Origin of the sequence: Shouchella miscanthi, assembly GCF_007725405.1 — a bacterium.
Classification (GTDB): domain Bacteria; phylum Bacillota; class Bacilli; order Bacillales; family Bacillaceae_D; genus Shouchella; species Shouchella hunanensis.
In genome coordinates this window covers 3934329-3951793 of record NZ_CP042163.1, presented here as the reverse complement: position 1 = coordinate 3951793, position 17465 = coordinate 3934329, and the positions used below count along the sequence as shown (strand labels likewise).

The following is a 17465-nucleotide window of genomic DNA, read 5'->3' as shown; positions in this document are numbered from 1 at the left end:
CAAATATCAGACGCGGAGGGGAATACGTTGGAAAAAATCATTGTCCGTGGCGGCAACAAGCTGCACGGCTCCGTGAAGGTAGAGGGTGCAAAGAACGCCGTCCTACCTGTAATAGCAGCATCAATTTTAGCGGAAAACGGAAATAGTGTTATCGAGGAAGTACCATCTCTTACAGATGTTTATACAATGAAGGAAGTTTTGACAAATTTGAACGTAGCAGTTGATTATGAAGATGGACGTTTCGTTGTTCATGCTAATCGTGCGCTTAAGACGGAAGCACCGTTTGAATACGTTCGTAAAATGCGTGCATCTTTCCTAGTAATGGGTCCTTTACTTGCACGTGTTGGTCGCGCAAGAATTGCATTGCCAGGTGGATGTGCCATTGGTTCACGCCCGATTGAGCAACACCTAAAAGGGTTTGAAGCGATGGGTGCAACAGTAGAAATTGGAAATGGCTTTATTGAAGCTCGCATCGATGGAAAGCTTCAAGGAACGAAGATTTATCTTGATTTTCCAAGTGTTGGAGCAACGGAAAACATTATGATGGCGGCTGTTCTGGCTGAAGGAACAACAATCATTGAAAATGTCGCTGAAGAGCCTGAAATTGTTGATTTAGCAAATTATTTAAACGCAATGGGCGCAAAGGTAAGAGGCGCTGGCACAGGTGTTATTAGAATTGAAGGTGTAGCTGCGCTTCATGGTGCGGTTCACTCGGTTATTCCTGATCGCATTGAAGCAGGAACATTTATGGTTGCTGCTGCCATTACAGGTGGAGATGTGTTCGTTGAAGGTGCAATTGCTGAGCATATGCGTCCTCTTGTAGCAAAAATGCGCGAAATGGGTGTAGAGATTCAAGAAGGTGAAACAGGACTTCGTGTTATTGGTCCAGAAGTGCTTAAAGCCGTAGATATTAAAACAATGCCTCATCCAGGCTTCCCAACGGATATGCAAGCACAAATGATGGCATTGCTTATTCGAGCTGAGGGTACAAGTGTTGTAACAGAAACGGTTTTTGAGAATCGTTTTATGCACGTTGAAGAGTTCCGTAGAATGAACGGAAACATTAAAATCGAAGGCCGTTCTGCGATTGTATCCGGTCCTACGTCATTACAAGGTGCAGAGGTAGGTGCAACAGACTTACGTGCGGGTGCCGCATTGGTCATCGCAGGATTAGTAGCAGATGGATATACTCGTGTTACAGAATTAAAGCACCTAGACCGCGGTTACGTGGGTTTAACGGAAAAGCTTAAAGCATTAGGTGCTGATATTGAACGAGTGGAAGAGCAGTTAGAAAATGAATTTGAAAAAACAGCAGAATTGCTATAAGGTTGTATTTCCGGGGAAATAGTGAAATCTTGTCGATTTGCTGGGATTTTAGTCGAAAAAGCATACCAGGCGGTGTGCTTTTTTTGCTGTGAAAAAAACGTCTTTTTTTCCGTTCATGGACATAGTCTCTAAAGTAGGTAATTGTCTAATGTAGGAGGAATGCCATGAAACAGATTTTGATTCCAGCTGTACTTCTAATTGTTGTCATCCTTCTCATTCCCGCAGCAATGGTAAGTATAAATGAGAGCAATCAAACCGCTCATGAACCATTTAAACTAGCGCCTTTAGAGAAGACAAGCCAAGCGAGTGAGCCAATTGTACAATCAGAAGTTATTAAGCCAGAACCGACAATTGACGTGTACCGCTCACAAAAGGAAGAAGTAGAAGCCGTCGCCTTAACGGATTATGTAATAGGTGTTGTTGCCTCGGAGATGCCTGTAGAATATGAGCTTGAGGCTTTAAAAGCTCAATCTTTAGCAGCTCAGACTTATCTCATGTCGCAGAAGAATATAGCTGATGACAGCCGCAATGTTCCTGGAGATGCACTTGTAACAGACACCGTAACGCATCAAGTGTATCAAAATAAAGAAGAACTAAAGGAAAAGTGGGGAGACAAGTTTGATGAAAACTGGGCAAAGGTAGAAAAAGCGGTTCTTGCGACAGCAGGAGAAGTAATCGTTTATAACGAGCAACCTATTACGGCAGCATTTTTTTCGACTAGTAATGGGTATACCGAGAATTCAGAGGATTATTGGGCACAAGAAATTCCTTATTTAAAAAGTGTAGAAAGTCCGTGGGATCAGAATTCTCCTCGGTTTGATGAAGAGGTGACGTTGACAATAGAAGAATTTGAAGAAAAATTAGGCGTAACGTTAAGGGGCGACGGCTCTATTGGTGAAATCCAATCGAGAACAGAAGGTGGTCGAGTGGAGCGTGTTCAAATCGCTGATAAGCGGTTTAGTGGGCGGGATATTCGAGAAGCATTGAACTTAGATTCGTCTGATTTTTCTTGGTATATAAATGGAAATACTGTTGTCATTCAAACAAAAGGTTGGGGCCATGGGGTAGGAATGAGTCAATTTGGTGCAAACGGAATGGCAAAAGAAGGAAAAACCTATAAAGAGATTGTTTTACACTATTATTCAGGTGTATCCATTGAAACGATGGAACAAATAGAAGGATAGATTTGAAAAGACTGCGCATCTTCATGAAAGAGCCAGTCTTTTTTTGTTTGTCTGGTTTCAATAAACCCTTGCTATGAACGAAGTTACGGCTACTGAAAAATAATTAAATCTTTTTTTCGCTGGCATGTATATATTTCTATTAATTTGCTCAGAATGATTGGCAGAGGTGATGAGAAAATGAAAGAAGAAAAAAATTCTTCAAACAAAATTCAAGATTTGATGCGTAAGCGTTGGGTGTTACCGAGTGTTTATCTTGCTGCTGCTGCTGGTCTTTTGAGTACGGTTTTATTTCTTCAAAGTGGAGAAGATACAGAAAGAGAATTAGAGATTAGTGAAGGACCTGAACAAACAGAAGAGCCAACAGCTCCTGTAAACGTTGCAAATGAATCCTTCCACCTACCTGTTGAAAATGAAACAGATTTTGATAGAGTAGGAATCTTCTATGATGCACAAGCAGAAGTGGAAGAGCAAGAGCAAGCTATTGTCTATTTTAACAACATGTATGTAGAAAACAAAGGCGTTGATTTTGCAAGTAAGAACGGAGAAGCGTTTCCTGTAATGGCTTCGATGAGCGGTGTTGTCACAAAAGCGATGAAAGATTCGTTACTAGGTTTTGTCGTAGAAGTCGATCATGGTGATGGTGTTGTGACACATTACTCTAGTCTTTCAACTCTAGAAGTGAAGGAAGGCAAAGAGGTTTCTCAAGGCGATGTCATTGGTGAAGCAGGTGCCAATTCATACAACCAAGAAGCAGGAATTCATGTTCACTTTGAAGTGCGCCATGATGGTGTAGCAGTTAATCCGACTGACGCAATGGAAAAATCAGTTGAAGACATTGCTGCCTTTGCTCCACAAGGTGAGAAGAAAGAAAAAGAAAAAGAGAACGAAAAAGAAGAAAATGAAAAGCCAGATGAAAACGAAAAGCCTGATGAAAATGAAAAGCCGGAAGAAAACAAGCCATCTGTTGGTGAAGAACTTGAAGGCGAAACGGAATAAAGATTGATGGAAAGCATAGCTCGTGCTAAATGGGCTATGCTTTTACTCATTTATAGGGTCTGAATTATTTGTATAGTCAATTAGATTTTTTTGAAAAACAGATAAACTCTGTGAAAATGTGGTATATCATGCGCGACTTGCTAATACACTTTATCAATCACCTTAACAGAAATAGGGAGGCGAGTCGTGTGCACGATTACATCAAAGAGCGAACCATCAAGATAGGGAAGTACATCATTGAGACGAAAAAGACTGTTCGTACGATTGCGAAAGAATTTGGAGTCTCAAAGAGTACTGTACACAAGGATCTCACAGAACGTTTACCTGAGATTAATCCAGAGCTTGCTAACGACGTGAAAGAGATTCTTGAGTATCACAAGTCGATTCGCCATTTAAGAGGTGGTGAAGCGACAAAAGTAAAGTATCGTAAAGTCGAACAACCAGCTGTCAAGACTCAGAGATAAATTTTTCGACAAGATGAGTCGTTTCTCCCCAATTTGTGTTACTATTTATAATAGGTAAAAAGTGCGTCTTTAAATAGAGAATCAGGTACACATTACATAAGAATCGGATGTTTTGCGCACATCACCATATAAATTGTAACGAGAAAGAAGGGGGAACAAAGTCATGCTAGGTCGTGATATTGGAATTGATTTAGGAACAGCGAATGTATTAATTTATGTTAAAGGTCGAGGGATTGTATTAGATGAACCATCAGTTGTAGCCCTTGATACGACGACAAAACGAGTGTTGGCTGTAGGAGAAGAAGCCTTTCGCATGGTTGGACGTACACCTGGAAATATCGTAGCTATTCGTCCAATGAAGGACGGTGTCATTGCAAACTTTGAGATGACAGAGTCGATGTTAAAACATTTCTTAAACAAGATCAATGTGAAAGGTTTATTCTCTAAACCTCGGATTTTAGTTTGCTGCCCAACAAATATTACATCGGTAGAGCAGAAAGCGATACGCGAAGCTGTAGAGAAGACAGGTAGCAAAAATATCTATTTGGAAGAAGAGCCGAAAGTCGCAGCCATTGGAGCAGGAATGGACATTTTTCAACCTAGTGGAAATATGGTCGTTGACATTGGCGGTGGTACGACGGACATCGCTGTTCTATCTATGGGTGATGTTGTTACAGCCTCTTCCATTAAAGTAGCAGGTGACCGATTCGATTCTGATATCCTATCTTACATAAAAAAAGAGTACAAGCTTCTTATAGGTGAACGGACTGCTGAAGAAATTAAGAAACAAGTTGCAACGGTATTTCCAGGAGCGAGAAATGAGCAAATGGACATTCGCGGTCGCGATATGGTGTCAGGTTTGCCACGCAATATTACGATTCGTTCAGAAGAAATTGAAAAAGCGCTTGTAGAATCAGTCGACTACATTGTACAAGCTGCTAAACACGTATTAGAACAAACGCCTCCTGAGCTGTCAGCTGATATTATTGATCGCGGTGTCATGCTTACTGGTGGAGGAGCTTATTTACATGGAATTGATACGTTACTAGCAGAGGAGCTAAAAATCCCTGTCTTGATTGCAGAAGAACCGATGCACTGTGTGGCTACAGGTACTGGTATTTTACTTGAAAATCTTGATCGCATGTCAAATAAGAAAGTTCATATTTAAGGAGGTAGCGTATGTTAAAAGGTTTTTATACTGCAACAAGTGGCATGCTTTCGATGCAATATCGCCAAGACCAGTTAACGAATAATTTGGCTAACTCCAATACACCTGGGTATAAAGCGGATCAGTCGGTAACACGGTCGTTTCCAACAATGCTAATGCAGGCGAACAATGCTTATCAATCACCTAATAGACAAGTTGTCGGTGAATTGCCTACTGCAGTTTACTTGCAGGAACATATGATGAACGCTCAACAAGGCGATATTCAACAGACTGGACAAGCCACTGATCTAGCGTTGGTTCAGGGTGGAGCTACCGATGGAGAAGCGGTTTTTTTTGCGGTTGAAACAGAAAATGGTATTCGTTATACACGAAACGGAAATTTTCAAGTTGACTTGAATGGCAATCTTGTTACGGCTAGCGGTGGACGGGTACTAGGCACCGACGGTAATCCGCTGCAAGTAGGAAACGAATCCTTTACGATTCAGTCTTCTGGTGTTGTCGTAGTAGGTGGAGAAGAAGTTGGCTCTCTTGAAGTTGTTGTCGCTGATGATGTCAATGGCCTCATAAAAGAGGGGAACGGATACGTACGTAATGATCAAACGGATATGCAATCCGCTTATAATGTAGATACCGTAACGTTTTCAGTGCAACAATATGCACTAGAAAACAGCAATGTTGATGTGACGAGCACGATGAATGAGATGTTACAAGCCTATCGGTTGTTTGAAGCAAATCAAAAGGTTATTCAAGCGTATGATCAAAGCTTAGAAAAAACAGTGAATGAAGTTGGGCGAATTAGTTAAGGAGGGGTACACCGTTGATATCCGGATATAGTTCCGCGGCAACGCTTCAGCAGCTACAAAGAAAGCTGGAGACGCTGTCAAACAATATTGCAAATGCTAATACCGTTGGGTTTAAAAGTCGCTCAGTTTCTTTTTCGGATGTACTCTCATCAGAATATACGAATCAACCTAATGAAAATCGCTCAACACCACATGGCTTAAGAGTGGGAACTGGAGCGAGAGCATCACTAACTTCTCTATCTGCAACGCAAGGGGATGTGAAAGAAACCGATCGAGCTCTCGATTTTGCTTTGACGGAGCCTTCACTTTTCTTTACAATAGCAACAAACGATGGTCAGCGTTTAACGAGAGACGGAACGTTTTATTTCTCTGAAACAGCAGGAGGAGAACTTTCGCTCGTAACGAAAAGTGGAGAACCACTGCTTAATGAAAATGGAACGCCTATTCTTTTACCTGCATCCACTATTTCACTAAGACTTGAGCAGGGTGGATTGACTGCAGAACTTGCTGACGGACAAGAACAAGTTATTCCTACATTCGGGTTAACACAGATTGACCGGCCTCAGGCTTTAGAAGCAGTTGGAGAAAATCAATATGTCTACCTTCAAGAAGATGCTATCTTTGGACAAGCGCAAGCAAATCAACTAAAACAAAGAGCGCTTGAGCAATCGAATGTGGATTTAAGTCAAGAGATGACTCAACTTATTTCAACACAAAGGCAAATTCAGCTACAAGCAAGAGCGTTTACATTTTCCGATGACATGGCTGGCCTCGTAAACAATATTAGACGTTAAAGCGAGGGGGAGGTGCGGACTTGAGTGATCGAAGCAACGACACTTCTGATAAAGAGATAGAAGAGTCCTCGATGCAGGAACAAATAAATGAGTCTAAAGCAAAACCTAATAATGAATCTTCTTCAGACTCAATGCTCGAGAAGAGTGACCAAGAGCAACTTGCCAATCCGGAGACGTTTGAGAAAGAAAATGTCCAAGAACCAGTGCAAGATCATAACGATCACGTTCAAGAAGAAGGTGATCATACTAATGCGGAAAACTCGGAACAGATGCTTTTGCTTGAGGAAAGTGAAGAGGAAGTTGTTGAATCGACAGAAGCGTTGATCGATGAAGAATCTGTTGGTGCTGCCCCTCTTCACACGCAAGAGCCGCTGACGAGAGAAGAACGAAAGCGAAAACAACATGAGGAAGAAAATACCCATCGTGAGAATGAGCCATTTAAACGAGGTCGTATAAGACTCATTCCCATTTGGTTAAGAATTATCGTTGTAGCTGTATTAGCAGGCGCTGCGCTCATAATCGGATTAGTAATTGGTTTTTCGGTTATCGGTGGCGAAGAGAATACATTTGAAGTATTAAGACCAGAGTTGTGGTACAACATTATTGATACCATAAGAGGTCAATGATAAAGGCACGGTAAGGATGAACAAAATCCTTCCGTGCCTTTTTAGGTTCGTTCGTTTCTATTAACAAGCTTTTAGCTAGATCTCTTCTTGCAATAGAAGAAACATGTATGATTTTAAATCTGTCTCACATACTAGAGAAAAATGTGGAGGGATAGGAATCAATGGTCTTTTCCAATAAAAAATCGCCGAACCAACCCAAAAAGCATATTGCTTCCTATCAAACCATTGAAGAGGTCATCGTACATGCAAGTCAATCTGATGATTTCGTAAAGAGGGAAGATTGGCAAGGCGCAAAACAAAAAGTGACGATGTTTTATTTTGAATCCATGATCGACATGCAAAAGTTGCCTTCTCATGTTCTGCACCCTATGGGTAAGCTATCTCACTATACATTTGAACAACTTAAAGAACGATTGTATACAACTGAAATGAAGCTTTGTCACACGGCTTTAGAAGCGGATGAGGGGCTTTTAAAAGGGTCGATCTTGTTGCTCGTTGAAGAAAGCAGAAAAAAGAATTATCTGTTAGTGGATTTGTCTTATCAAGAAGATCGTGAAGTAACTGTACCGGAAATTGAGTTCAGTGTTTTTGGCTCGAAAGAATCGTTTATTGAAACGGTTGAAGTAAATATCAATTTATTAAGACGACGTATTCCTTCGTCAGATTTATACATGAAAAAATATACCGTAGGCAGTCATTCAAAAACAGATGTATACGTCGTTTACTGCAAATCGATTGCGAATGAGGAAAATGTGGCAACTGTACAAAAACGCATGAGTGAGTTGGACGTTGATCAAATTCAAGATGCTTCCATGCTCCTACAAGTGCTTGAAGATACACGATCAATCTTTCCACAGATCATTGATACGGAGCGACCTGATCGATCGGCAGGAGCGTTGTTAGAAGGGAAGATCATCATCTTAACAAACGGTTCACCGCAAGCACTCATTACACCTGTGACTGCATTTCAATTTATTTCCGCTTTCGAGGATTATCTTCTCTCTTGGCAAACAGCTTCTGCTTTACGGTTGGTACGTATTATGGCGGTGTTTTTTTCTATTTTCGCAACGCCCCTTTATGTAGCAATTTTAACGTATCATCCAGAAATCATTCCGCAAGACTTATTTTCCAGTCTAGTTGTTTCAAGAACAGCGGTTCCGTTTCCACCAATTATGGAGGCGCTTTTTTTGGAAATAACAATTGAGTTACTTCGAGAAGCTGGAGCTCGTCTTCCAACAAAGGTTGGTCAAACTATCGGGATTGTTGGAGGGATCGTCATTGGAACAGCTGCTGTTGAAGCAGGTTTAACAAGTAATGTCCTGCTCATTATTGTGTCATTGGCTGCTTTAGCATCGTTTACAATCCCTGTTTATCGCATGGGGACAACGATTCGTTTTGTGCGGTTCCCATTTATCATTGCTGCTCAAGCATGGGGGTTAATTGCAATAGCACTTGTTTCGGTTATTTGTATGAGCCATTTATTATCGCTGACTTCATTAGGTAGACCATATATGGCTCCTATTTACCCCTTTTCCTTCACAGATATGAAAGATTCTCTATTACGGTTGCCGCAATCAATGCAAGGGACGCGACCGCGATTTCTGCAAACGAAGAGAAAGAAGCGACCATTTAACAGACATTCTAAGCCGACTAAAGATATTGACGACGGTTATTAGAAGAAGGAGCATTGTAATGGCACAAACGCCCCCTAATCATCTACAAGTCCCTGCTTATATGGCTTTTTTCCTTGTGCATGGCGCACAATTTGGAGTGGGAGTATTAGGCTTTTCACGCTATATTGCTGAAATAGCAGGTTACCAATCATGGCTTGCAGTAGTGATTGCAGGTGCAGCCAACCAACTTATTATTTGGATGATGTTTAAGACAATCAAACGAACGCAACAGCCTGATCTTTATATGGTCAACAAGACTTTATATGGAAAATGGCTAGGTAGTATCATGACGATTCTTTTTAGCCTTTATTTTGCCATTCTAGCGGTTGTCGTTTTACGCACCTATATTGAGATCGTCCAAGTGTGGATTTACATAGAGCTAGCGACGTGGTCGATTGCCCTTGCCTTCTTATTAGTTGCCTATTATGCCATTGTAAAGGGGTTTCGAGTAATAGCTGGCTTGACGTTTTTATTTTCGTTTCTTCCTTTTTTGTTAACACCAACTATTGCTCCAGTTCTTGAATATGCCGAATGGTTTCATTTGTATCCAGTGATGTCGTCGACGTTTCTTGATATTCTTAAAGCAAGTTTCATATTAACATTAAGTTTTGCAGGTGCGGAGCTAATTTTTGTTTATTATCCATTTTTGCAAGACAAGGATAAAGCGCAGCAGTACGCTCATTTAGGTAGTTTCGCTACAACCATCGCTTATTTAGTGATTACGTTCTTAACCTTTATCTACTATAGCGCCGAGCAGTTGAAGCTGACTATTTGGCCGACTTTAAGCGCATGGAAAATTGCTTCCTTCGTTTTTATTGAGCGGGTTGAATATATCGGAATCGCGATGTGGCTACTTGTTATTTTTCCAAATATCATCTTAACGATCTGGGCGTCCAGTCGTCTTCTCAAGCTTCAGTTTCGTATAACACACAGAAAGACGGTTTTCTTCGTACTTATATTAGTGTTTATAACGACCATTCAATTTACGACTCGTGATGAGATTAATATGCTCAATGAAAGCATTAACTATATTGGACCAGTATTTATTTTCGGTTTCATTCCATTACTTTTAATCGTTAGTTATATACGAAGAAAGAAAGGAGGGCATTCGGCATGAAAAAGAAGATTTTTATTTTTTTTGTGACGATAATGGTTGTGATCCTTTTCTTTTCTGGGGTGCGTACGAATATTATTGATGAACTTCAACTCGTGACAATAGTCGGTTTTGATCGGGCAGAAGACGATCAGTTTCGTGGTACGGTAACATTATCCGCTTATTCAATGGAAGAGGAACTGAATAACGTAACGCTTTCTGCTGTGTCAACATCAACGAGAGAGCTTCGTTTAAAGCTGAATGCCATGTCTTCAAGACCTATCCACGGTGGGAAAATTTCTGCCATTGTTGTTCAAGATGAGCTCGCAAAGTCCGGTATTTTCTCTCTTTTGGATACGTATTATCGAGATCCAACGATTGCACTAAAGTCGTATCTCTGTGTGACGAGAGGGAAGGCAGAGACGATGTTAAACCGTGAATTTCCTCTGCAAACAGAAATAGGTACTTACTTAAGTGATATGCTTTCCCACAATGTAGACTATGGAAACTTACCGCTAACGAATATGCACTTATTTATGAGAGCTTACTATGAAAAGGGCAAAGACCCTATTATGCCGATATTATCTTATACAGAAAATGCACTACGAGTAGAGGGGATGGCTCTTTTTAAAGACGATCGCTTTGTGGCAGAAGTTGATTTAAACGACTCCTTTTATTTGAAATTAATTCAAGATGGTTATCAGCATGGAGGATTAATTGAAGTTGCGATGGATCAAGGGGAAGGAGTTGCGGTGCTCCGAGAAATACGATCTAACTTAGATTTAAAAACAGATATGGATCAAAACGTGATTCACATTGATGTAAAAGTGAAAAGTCGTATTAGTGAATATTCAGGAGGGCTTATTACTGAAGAAAAAGTAAAGGACATTGTAGAAGCGGCTAAAGCCAATATTGCTTCTGGAATTCGTGATATTGTTTCATTAATGCAAGAAAACCAGGTCGATCCAATAGGGTTAGGAGCTAGGCAATTAGAGAAAGAGAAGATAAGTGAGGAAGAGTGGTATAACGCGTTCCAACAAATGGATGTACACGTTAAAGTAGATGTGAAGATTGTTGAATCAGGCGTTAGCCAATAACAGTATCTTTTTTATACTATATATCCTTAAAGTACCTACTTTACAAATGACCGTGTAGCGGTAAAATGGAAGACGTTCATTTTTTTTAGTAGGAGGAAAAATATAATGGCTAATGTACTAATGATTAATGCTAGTGATCGTCATGAGCATGGCGTCAGCGTAAAAATGTATAATCAATTTGTTCAATCATATAAGGAAACTCATGAGCAAGATACAGTTGAAGAGGTGAACCTTTTCGAAGCAAATCTGCCTTACTACGGTGAAAAGGCTATTGCAGCACTAACAAAGAAAGCGCAACAAGTTGATTTGACGGCTGAAGAAGAGGAATTGGTTAATACGATTAGCTATTACCGTGATCAGTTTTCAAAAGCAGATAAACTAATGATTGCTTTTCCTCTTTGGAATTTTACAGTACCGGCTCCCCTTATTACGTATCTTTCGTATTTAGCTCAAGCTGGTTTTACATTCCAGTACACTGAAAATGGCCCAATAGGGTTAGCTGGAGATAAGGAAGTCGTTCTTCTAAGTGCTCGTGGTGGCATTTATTCAGAAGGCACACCGATGGAAAGTGCAGAAATGGCAATGAAACTTGTCCGCCAGACTATTTCTTTATGGGGTATCGTGAACCCGGAAGAGATTGTTATTGAAGGGCATAATGCGGCTCCAGATCAAAAAGAGCGCATTCTTGAAGAAGGACTAACAAACGTTGCAACAGCAGCTGGACGTTTCTAATAAAGTAGGTACGCATGAAAGGAGAACAATCCTTTCATGCGTTTTTTTATTATAAAAGCTGCAAATCGTTTAGCCGCTTTAGCCAATTAGTTAAACAAGCATTCCAATAGTCCCATGTATGATCCCCTGGTCCCTCGATGTATTGATAAGGAAGAGAAGTCCTCTCGGCATGCTTACGAAATGTTTGGTTGATCGGATAGAGGAAGTCTTCTGTCCCACAGTATTGAAACAATGGTAATGGAATAGACTGTTTGTCAACTTGGTCTAGCTTATATAAAAGATCATTCTTCGTTTGTGCAATGTTCCTCTCAAGCCCAAAAATGGCTTGCATGTAAGGTTTTCTCTCTGTATCTTGGTTCTTCTCTTGAAGAGCAACTAAGTCTTCAATAAGCAGAGCGCCTGAGAAACTTGCCGCTGCTCGAAACCGCTCTGGTTCGTTTAACGCTAACTTGAATGCACCAAATCCACCCATTGATAAGCCCGCAACGTAGCGATGTTCACTTTTTTTAGAAAGAGTAAAATGTTTCTCCATCGTCGTTGGCAACTCGTCTTGAATGAACGAATAATAGTTCCCGCCATAGGACATGTCATTATAATAACTCAGTCCAACATCAGGCATGCAGATGACAAGGTTATACTCATTTGCTAGATGCTCAACGTTTGTATTACGTAACCAAGCGGTCTCATTATCGCTCCAGCCATGAAAAAGATAAAGTGTTCTATATGGAGGTGTAGCGTTATCAGGTAAGATGAGTTGAATTCCTATTTGTTTTCCTATAGTAGTCGCATGCATTGTCATATGAATTAGTGCCACGATATTCGCTCCTTTTACAATGGTCTTTCACTTATCCTTATTCGCTAGTCATTCTATAAATCCTTCTCTTGCTTAGTTTGAGGCGAAAAATATGATAAAATAAGTCGAATAGAAAGAAAGAGGAGGCGGCGTTCGTGTTATCAATAGAAGAAATTAAAGCGTTAATTCCCCATCGTTACCCATTCTTGTTAGTTGACAAGGTTCTTGAATTAGAAGCCGGAAAGCGAGCAGTAGGGATTAAAAATGTTACGGTCAATGAAGAGTTCTTCAATGGGCATTTTCCTGAATATCCTGTTATGCCGGGTGTGTTAATTGTTGAGGCTTTAGCTCAAGTTTCTGGTATTGCAGTAGCGAAAGCGCAAGAAGACACAACAAAAATTGGTTTGTTTGCAGCAATTGACCAGTGTAAATTTAAACGTCCTGTTCGCCCAGGCGACCAGCTTCGGTTAGAAATTGAGATTACACGTATGAAAGGACCTGTTGCAAAAGCGACTGGTGTTGCTTACGTTGATGGTGAAATTGCTGCTCAAGCTGACATGACATTTGCATTTAAGTAAGAGCAGGTTCTTCAACTTTTCTCTTAATAGAACGGATAGAATAGAGCGTGGGTTAACCCCTCGTTCTTTTTTATGTTATCCGTACATTTTAGAGGAATTTCACATATTTTTTTATGAATGAAAAAGCCCAGTCGTTAAAGACAAACCCCTTGATACATATGCAAATATGTAAGATTGTTCTCTTTGTGGATATTCATTGTCTATTATAAAACTCTCTTGTATGATATGTATCAGTAACCTTAAGGGAGACAGATACGCTATGAAACAAATACGCGATATTATAAAACAGGATTTTAGAAATTTAAAGCGAGTACCACTCGTTGCGCTATTATTAGTGGGCCTCGCTTTTCTACCAGCTCTTTATGCTTGGTTTAATATTGCTGCTTCTTGGGATCCTTACAGTAATACAGAGGGCATTAAAGTGGCGATTGTTAATGAAGATCAAGGAACCACTGTAGAAGGGGAGCCCATTAATGTCGGAAACGAACTTGTTCAAAATTTGGCCGATAACGATAAGATGGGGTGGATTTTTGTTGATCGAGAACAAGCGGAAAAAGGGGTACGAGATGGTGAGTACTATGCAAGTGTGTATCTTGATGCAGGATTTTCTGAGCAACTAACGAGCGTCATTAACGGTGACCCACATGCACCAGAAGTTCGTTATGAAGTCAACGAAAAAATGAATGCGATTGCCCCTAAAATGACCTCTGCTGGTGCATCGGCTGTTGTGGATGAGATTAGTCAGCAATTTCTTGAAGAAGCTTCTAGATCTTTGTTTACACAATTGAACGATATTGGCATAGAGCTTGAAAATGAGTTGCCAACTATTCGTCGTATTGAAAACTTAATTTTTGATTTAGAGGATCGTTTTCCAGAGATTAATGAGTTAGGTGAAACGGTTATTGAACTTCAAAACGACTGGCCAGAATTAAGAGAAAAGCTGGATCGTTTTTTGGCGGTGGAAGAAGAGTTCGATGCAATTAATGAAGGTGCAGATGTTGTTATCCAAGTCGAAGGTTACTTGCCAATGGTCCACCAAATAGCAGACCGATTAATAGAGGTCGAGCAAGTATTGCCGGAGGTAGATGATATTGTTGTTCAAGCGGAAGAAGTAAACGGGCGATTAGATGAAATAGAAAGTCAGCTGACGCAAACATTAGAGTTGCTCACTATTGCGGAAGAAGCGCTCACGAAAGCCAAAGATGCACTTCCAAAAGCAACCGAAATAAGTGGGGATATGGAGCAGTATGCGGAACAAATGGTGGACGTTCTAGATGAGTTGGAACGCTCCGTTGATCCAATTGTTCAGTTCATGTCCAATCAAGCCACACTCATCGAACAAACGTCAAGTTCTATTTTAGCTGCATTAGAACAAGTGGAATCAGGTGAAAGCATTGAGCACGTTATCCCACAATTAGAGCAAGCAAGTCGTTTGCTCGAATCCAATCAAGAGGCCATTGGGCATGCCATATCGTTTCTTGAACAAGTAAATGAGTTATCGCCAAATACAGACACAGAGGCACTAATTGATTCATTAGCATCCCTTAATCAACAATTAAATGCGTTACAACAGCAAGTTGATGACGGGCTTGATGTTCTAAAATCATCTGGATCGATTGGAGAGAACCAGCTTCAATCATTACGCGATCGTGTTGCGGCCATACAAGGAAGTGCGAGTCGTGCCCAAGGTCTATTTTCCAATGATGCAGCAGCAACGATGAAAGAGGGGATTGGGCAGTTAAAAGAAGATGTAATAACTGTTGAAGGAACCATTCAACAGCAACGGGATCGTCTACCAGAACTTGAACAACTCATTAATCAAGCAGATCAGGTTCGTGTGGCTGGAGAAGAGCAAATTCGTTACCTACTTGGTGAATTGCCAACTGTTCGAGCACAGCTGCAAGAAGGCGTACAGTTTATTGAAGAGGAGCTACCGAAGCTTCAGAGACTCATTCACAATGTGAATACGTTCTTTGCTACTGATTTTCCAGGTATTGAAGAGAACATCCACGGCGCAGCTGATTTTGTTCGTACTGATTTGCCGATGATAGAAGATGAATTGTCAAACGTCATACAGCTTATTCAAACGAACCTTCCTCAATTTGAAGAAACGTTAGGGGAAGTCGCTGCATTTGCAGATGAACAACTGCCGGATTTAGAAGAAACGGTTGGGAACGCAGCCGATCGTATTCGTGACTTTGATGAAAATCATAATCTGAATGATATGGTCGCGCTACTTCGAAATGACATTGAAGAGGAAAGTGCTTTTTTTAGAGAGCCCGTCAAGCTGGTTGAAGAACAGCTTTATGCAGTACCGAATTATGGTTCTGCTAATGCGCCTTTTTATACAGCTCTGTCGCTTTGGGTAGGTTCTCTCCTTCTCGTCAACTTATTGAAAACAGATGTTCATCCAGAAGATATGCGTGAAGAGTATAAGGCCCATCACATTTATTTAGGCCGTTTAGTACTCTTTTTAATCGTTAGTTTTTTACAAGGAACGATCGTCAGCCTCGGAAACCTATTTTTATTAGGGACGTATGCTGCTCATCCAGTTTACTTCTTTCTATTTACGCTATTAACTGGATTTGTGTTTATGACAATCGTGTACACTCTGGCTTCCGTATTCGGAAATATTGGGAAGGCGCTAGCAATCGTTCTAATGGTTTTACAGCTGTCAGGTGCAGGAGGAACATTTCCAATTCAAGTGGCACCACCGTTCTTTCAGGCAATTAATCCATTCTTACCGTTTACCTATGCTATTAATTTGCTGAGGGAAGCTGTTGGAGGTATTGTTTGGTCAACTGCAGCTACTATGATTGGCGTGCTACTTCTTGTCTTCGTTCTGGCTCTGTCGTTTGGTTTATTACTGAAAAAACCACTAGCAAAGCGAATGCAAGAGACTACTGCTAAATCAAAATCAAGTCGAATGATTGATTAAACAAAGCCTTTCGTTTATCTCTCCTTATAAAAAGGTTTTCTTTTCAGGAAAACAGGAATGAGAAAGAAGAGATGTGTAAAGGAGAGATGAACAAATGACAGAGCCTATTTATGGAAACACACCGCCTTTTTTAGGTGCTAAGAATGGAACAGTTGAGAATATAAATGACGCAGATGTACTTGTGTATGGGGTTCCATGGGAAGGGGCAGTCACATGGGGTGATTATACAGGGTGCGAGTTGGGTCCAAAAGTAATGCGACTGTCTTCAGCACGATATTCTGGGTATTTGCCAGAGTTAGACCATATCGATGTCTTTGAGCACTTACAATTAGCGGATTTAGGTGATATTGATGTTGTTCCGGCAGATGTAGATGAAACGATGAAGCGAATTCAAACCTTTTCACGAAATGTCTGGCAAACAGGGGCTTTTCCCATTGCTTTAGGTGGGGATCATGGGATTACGTATCCAATTCTTGCTGGTTTAGCTGAACAGTTTCCGGATAAAAAGATTGGCATTCTACATTTAGATGCGCATTATGATAATATGCCGCATCACGAAGGGGAAAAGTATGCACGGTCAACCCCTTTTGCTCGTTTGTATGAGCTTGATCAAGTACGAAATGAGAGCTTACTGCACATCGGTATACACGGGCCGCGAAATAAACCAGAAACAGGTCGATATGCACATGAAGCAGGGGCAAAGACCATTACCAGTACAGATATAAAAGAAGCGACGAACTTACGCGCTTATGCAGCTAGCCTTTATGAAGAAGCTGCAAAAGAGGTTGATATGATTTACCTTTCGGTTTGTAGTGATGTATTAGACGTAGCGTTTAATCCGGGAGGACCAGTTGATACGAATGGTCTTACATCATACGAACTACTGACTCTCGTACATGAATTTACGTCTAGGGGAGTCATTGGAATGGATTTTGTTGAGGTTTACCCGCAGCAAGATGCGAACGATGTTTCTTCACATTTTGCTTCAACCCTTGTGTTATACGCTTTAGCAGGTCATATTCAAACAAAAGGAAATCGTACGTAAGTGAGTTAGCTTACATGTTCTCTTAAGAGGAGCATGTAAGCTAACTTTTTTTGTCCTAGTAAACTAGTAATTGGAAATTTTTTTTGACGCATAAATACGTGCTATTATGCGTTTTTTGTCTGTATTATTACAAATGTAATATTACATTTTGGTTA

At 40.6% G+C, this 17465-nt stretch carries 16 protein-coding genes; 15 read left to right on the top strand and 1 reads right to left on the bottom strand.

All coding sequences use genetic code 11. From position 1 onward, the window contains the following. Positions 1-27: 27 nt before the first annotated feature. The 12 genes from murA (at position 28) to FPV17_RS20110 (ending at position 11956) form a co-directional block, all read left to right on the top strand. On the top strand, positions 28-1326 hold the full coding sequence (murA, locus tag FPV17_RS20165) for a UDP-N-acetylglucosamine 1-carboxyvinyltransferase (RefSeq protein ID WP_060704462.1): 1299 nt from the start codon (positions 28-30) through the stop codon (positions 1324-1326). A gap of 164 nt (positions 1327-1490) precedes the next feature. Continuing rightward, on the top strand, positions 1491-2510 hold the full coding sequence (gene spoIID, locus FPV17_RS20160) for a stage II sporulation protein D (RefSeq protein ID WP_144560234.1): 1020 nt from the start codon (positions 1491-1493) through the stop codon (positions 2508-2510). Positions 2511-2687: 177 nt separating this feature from the next. Further along, a complete protein-coding gene (spoIIQ, locus tag FPV17_RS20155) occupies positions 2688-3506 on the top strand; it encodes a stage II sporulation protein SpoIIQ (protein WP_052007777.1) in 819 nt (272 codons plus the stop codon). A 188-nt stretch (positions 3507-3694) separates the two neighbouring features. Then, entirely contained in the window at positions 3695-3970 is a 276-nt protein-coding gene (gene spoIIID, locus FPV17_RS20150) for a sporulation transcriptional regulator SpoIIID (RefSeq protein ID WP_035394300.1), read from the top strand. 163 nt (positions 3971-4133) lie between these two features. Beyond that, positions 4134-5138 carry a rod shape-determining protein gene (locus FPV17_RS20145; protein WP_035394303.1) on the top strand — a complete coding sequence of 335 codons (1005 nt, stop codon included), beginning with the start codon at positions 4134-4136 and terminating at the stop codon, positions 5136-5138. A gap of 11 nt (positions 5139-5149) precedes the next feature. Further along, complete coding sequence (locus tag FPV17_RS20140; protein WP_035394304.1) at positions 5150-5941, top strand: flagellar hook-basal body protein; 792 nt, start codon at positions 5150-5152, stop codon at positions 5939-5941. Between the two features lie 14 nt (positions 5942-5955). Continuing rightward, complete coding sequence (locus tag FPV17_RS20135) at positions 5956-6735, top strand: flagellar hook-basal body protein (RefSeq protein WP_035394305.1); 780 nt, start codon at positions 5956-5958, stop codon at positions 6733-6735. 20 nt (positions 6736-6755) lie between these two features. Further along, the gene (locus FPV17_RS20130) at positions 6756-7361 is read left to right on the top strand and encodes a DNA-directed RNA polymerase subunit beta (protein ID WP_144560233.1); all 606 of its coding nucleotides are present in this window, start codon (positions 6756-6758) and stop codon (positions 7359-7361) included. A gap of 161 nt (positions 7362-7522) precedes the next feature. After that, positions 7523-9037, top strand: a complete 1515-nt coding sequence (locus FPV17_RS20125; protein WP_052007780.1) for a spore germination protein — start codon at positions 7523-7525, stop codon at positions 9035-9037. 16 nt (positions 9038-9053) lie between these two features. After that, positions 9054-10151: a GerAB/ArcD/ProY family transporter gene (locus FPV17_RS20120; RefSeq protein ID WP_035394307.1), complete on the top strand. Its 1098-nt coding sequence runs from the start codon at positions 9054-9056 to the stop codon at positions 10149-10151. After that, on the top strand, positions 10148-11224 hold the full coding sequence (locus tag FPV17_RS20115) for a Ger(x)C family spore germination protein (protein ID WP_144560232.1): 1077 nt from the start codon (positions 10148-10150) through the stop codon (positions 11222-11224). Before FPV17_RS20120 ends, FPV17_RS20115 begins: the two co-directional genes overlap by 4 nt. Before the next feature lie 105 nt (positions 11225-11329). After that, complete coding sequence (locus tag FPV17_RS20110) at positions 11330-11956, top strand: FMN-dependent NADH-azoreductase (protein WP_035394309.1); 627 nt, start codon at positions 11330-11332, stop codon at positions 11954-11956. 49 nt (positions 11957-12005) lie between these two features. Here the strand turns inward: FPV17_RS20110 and FPV17_RS20105 are convergent, their stop codons facing one another. Next, on the bottom strand, positions 12006-12770 hold the full coding sequence (locus FPV17_RS20105; protein WP_035394310.1) for an alpha/beta hydrolase: 765 nt from the start codon (positions 12768-12770) through the stop codon (positions 12006-12008). Positions 12771-12904: 134 nt separating this feature from the next. Here FPV17_RS20105 and fabZ point away from each other — a divergent pair, with 134 nt between their 5' ends. From fabZ to FPV17_RS20090, 3 genes are all read left to right on the top strand, one after another. Then, positions 12905-13327: a 3-hydroxyacyl-ACP dehydratase FabZ gene (fabZ, locus tag FPV17_RS20100; protein WP_035394312.1), complete on the top strand. Its 423-nt coding sequence runs from the start codon at positions 12905-12907 to the stop codon at positions 13325-13327. 259 nt (positions 13328-13586) lie between these two features. Continuing rightward, positions 13587-16265: a YhgE/Pip domain-containing protein gene (locus tag FPV17_RS20095; protein ID WP_186370678.1), complete on the top strand. Its 2679-nt coding sequence runs from the start codon at positions 13587-13589 to the stop codon at positions 16263-16265. A gap of 94 nt (positions 16266-16359) precedes the next feature. Continuing rightward, complete coding sequence (locus FPV17_RS20090) at positions 16360-17310, top strand: agmatinase family protein (RefSeq protein WP_144560230.1); 951 nt, start codon at positions 16360-16362, stop codon at positions 17308-17310. Positions 17311-17465 lie beyond the last annotated feature (155 nt).

What these genes read in the sequence shown, in the direction of transcription:
- spoIID (WP_144560234.1), top strand. Translation starts at nt 1,491, where the DNA reads ATGAAACAGATTTTGATTCCAGCTGTACTTCTAATTGTTGTCATCCTT.
- spoIIQ (WP_052007777.1), top strand. Translation starts at nt 2,688, where the DNA reads ATGAAAGAAGAAAAAAATTCTTCAAACAAAATTCAAGATTTGATGCGT.
- FPV17_RS20145 (WP_035394303.1), top strand. Translation starts at nt 4,134, where the DNA reads ATGCTAGGTCGTGATATTGGAATTGATTTAGGAACAGCGAATGTATTA.
- FPV17_RS20140 (WP_035394304.1), top strand. Translation starts at nt 5,150, where the DNA reads ATGTTAAAAGGTTTTTATACTGCAACAAGTGGCATGCTTTCGATGCAA.
- FPV17_RS20125 (WP_052007780.1), top strand. Translation starts at nt 7,523, where the DNA reads ATGGTCTTTTCCAATAAAAAATCGCCGAACCAACCCAAAAAGCATATT.
- FPV17_RS20120 (WP_035394307.1), top strand. Translation starts at nt 9,054, where the DNA reads ATGGCACAAACGCCCCCTAATCATCTACAAGTCCCTGCTTATATGGCT.
- FPV17_RS20115 (WP_144560232.1), top strand. Translation starts at nt 10,148, where the DNA reads ATGAAAAAGAAGATTTTTATTTTTTTTGTGACGATAATGGTTGTGATC.
- FPV17_RS20110 (WP_035394309.1), top strand. Translation starts at nt 11,330, where the DNA reads ATGGCTAATGTACTAATGATTAATGCTAGTGATCGTCATGAGCATGGC.
- FPV17_RS20095 (WP_186370678.1), top strand. Translation starts at nt 13,587, where the DNA reads ATGAAACAAATACGCGATATTATAAAACAGGATTTTAGAAATTTAAAG.
- FPV17_RS20090 (WP_144560230.1), top strand. Translation starts at nt 16,360, where the DNA reads ATGACAGAGCCTATTTATGGAAACACACCGCCTTTTTTAGGTGCTAAG.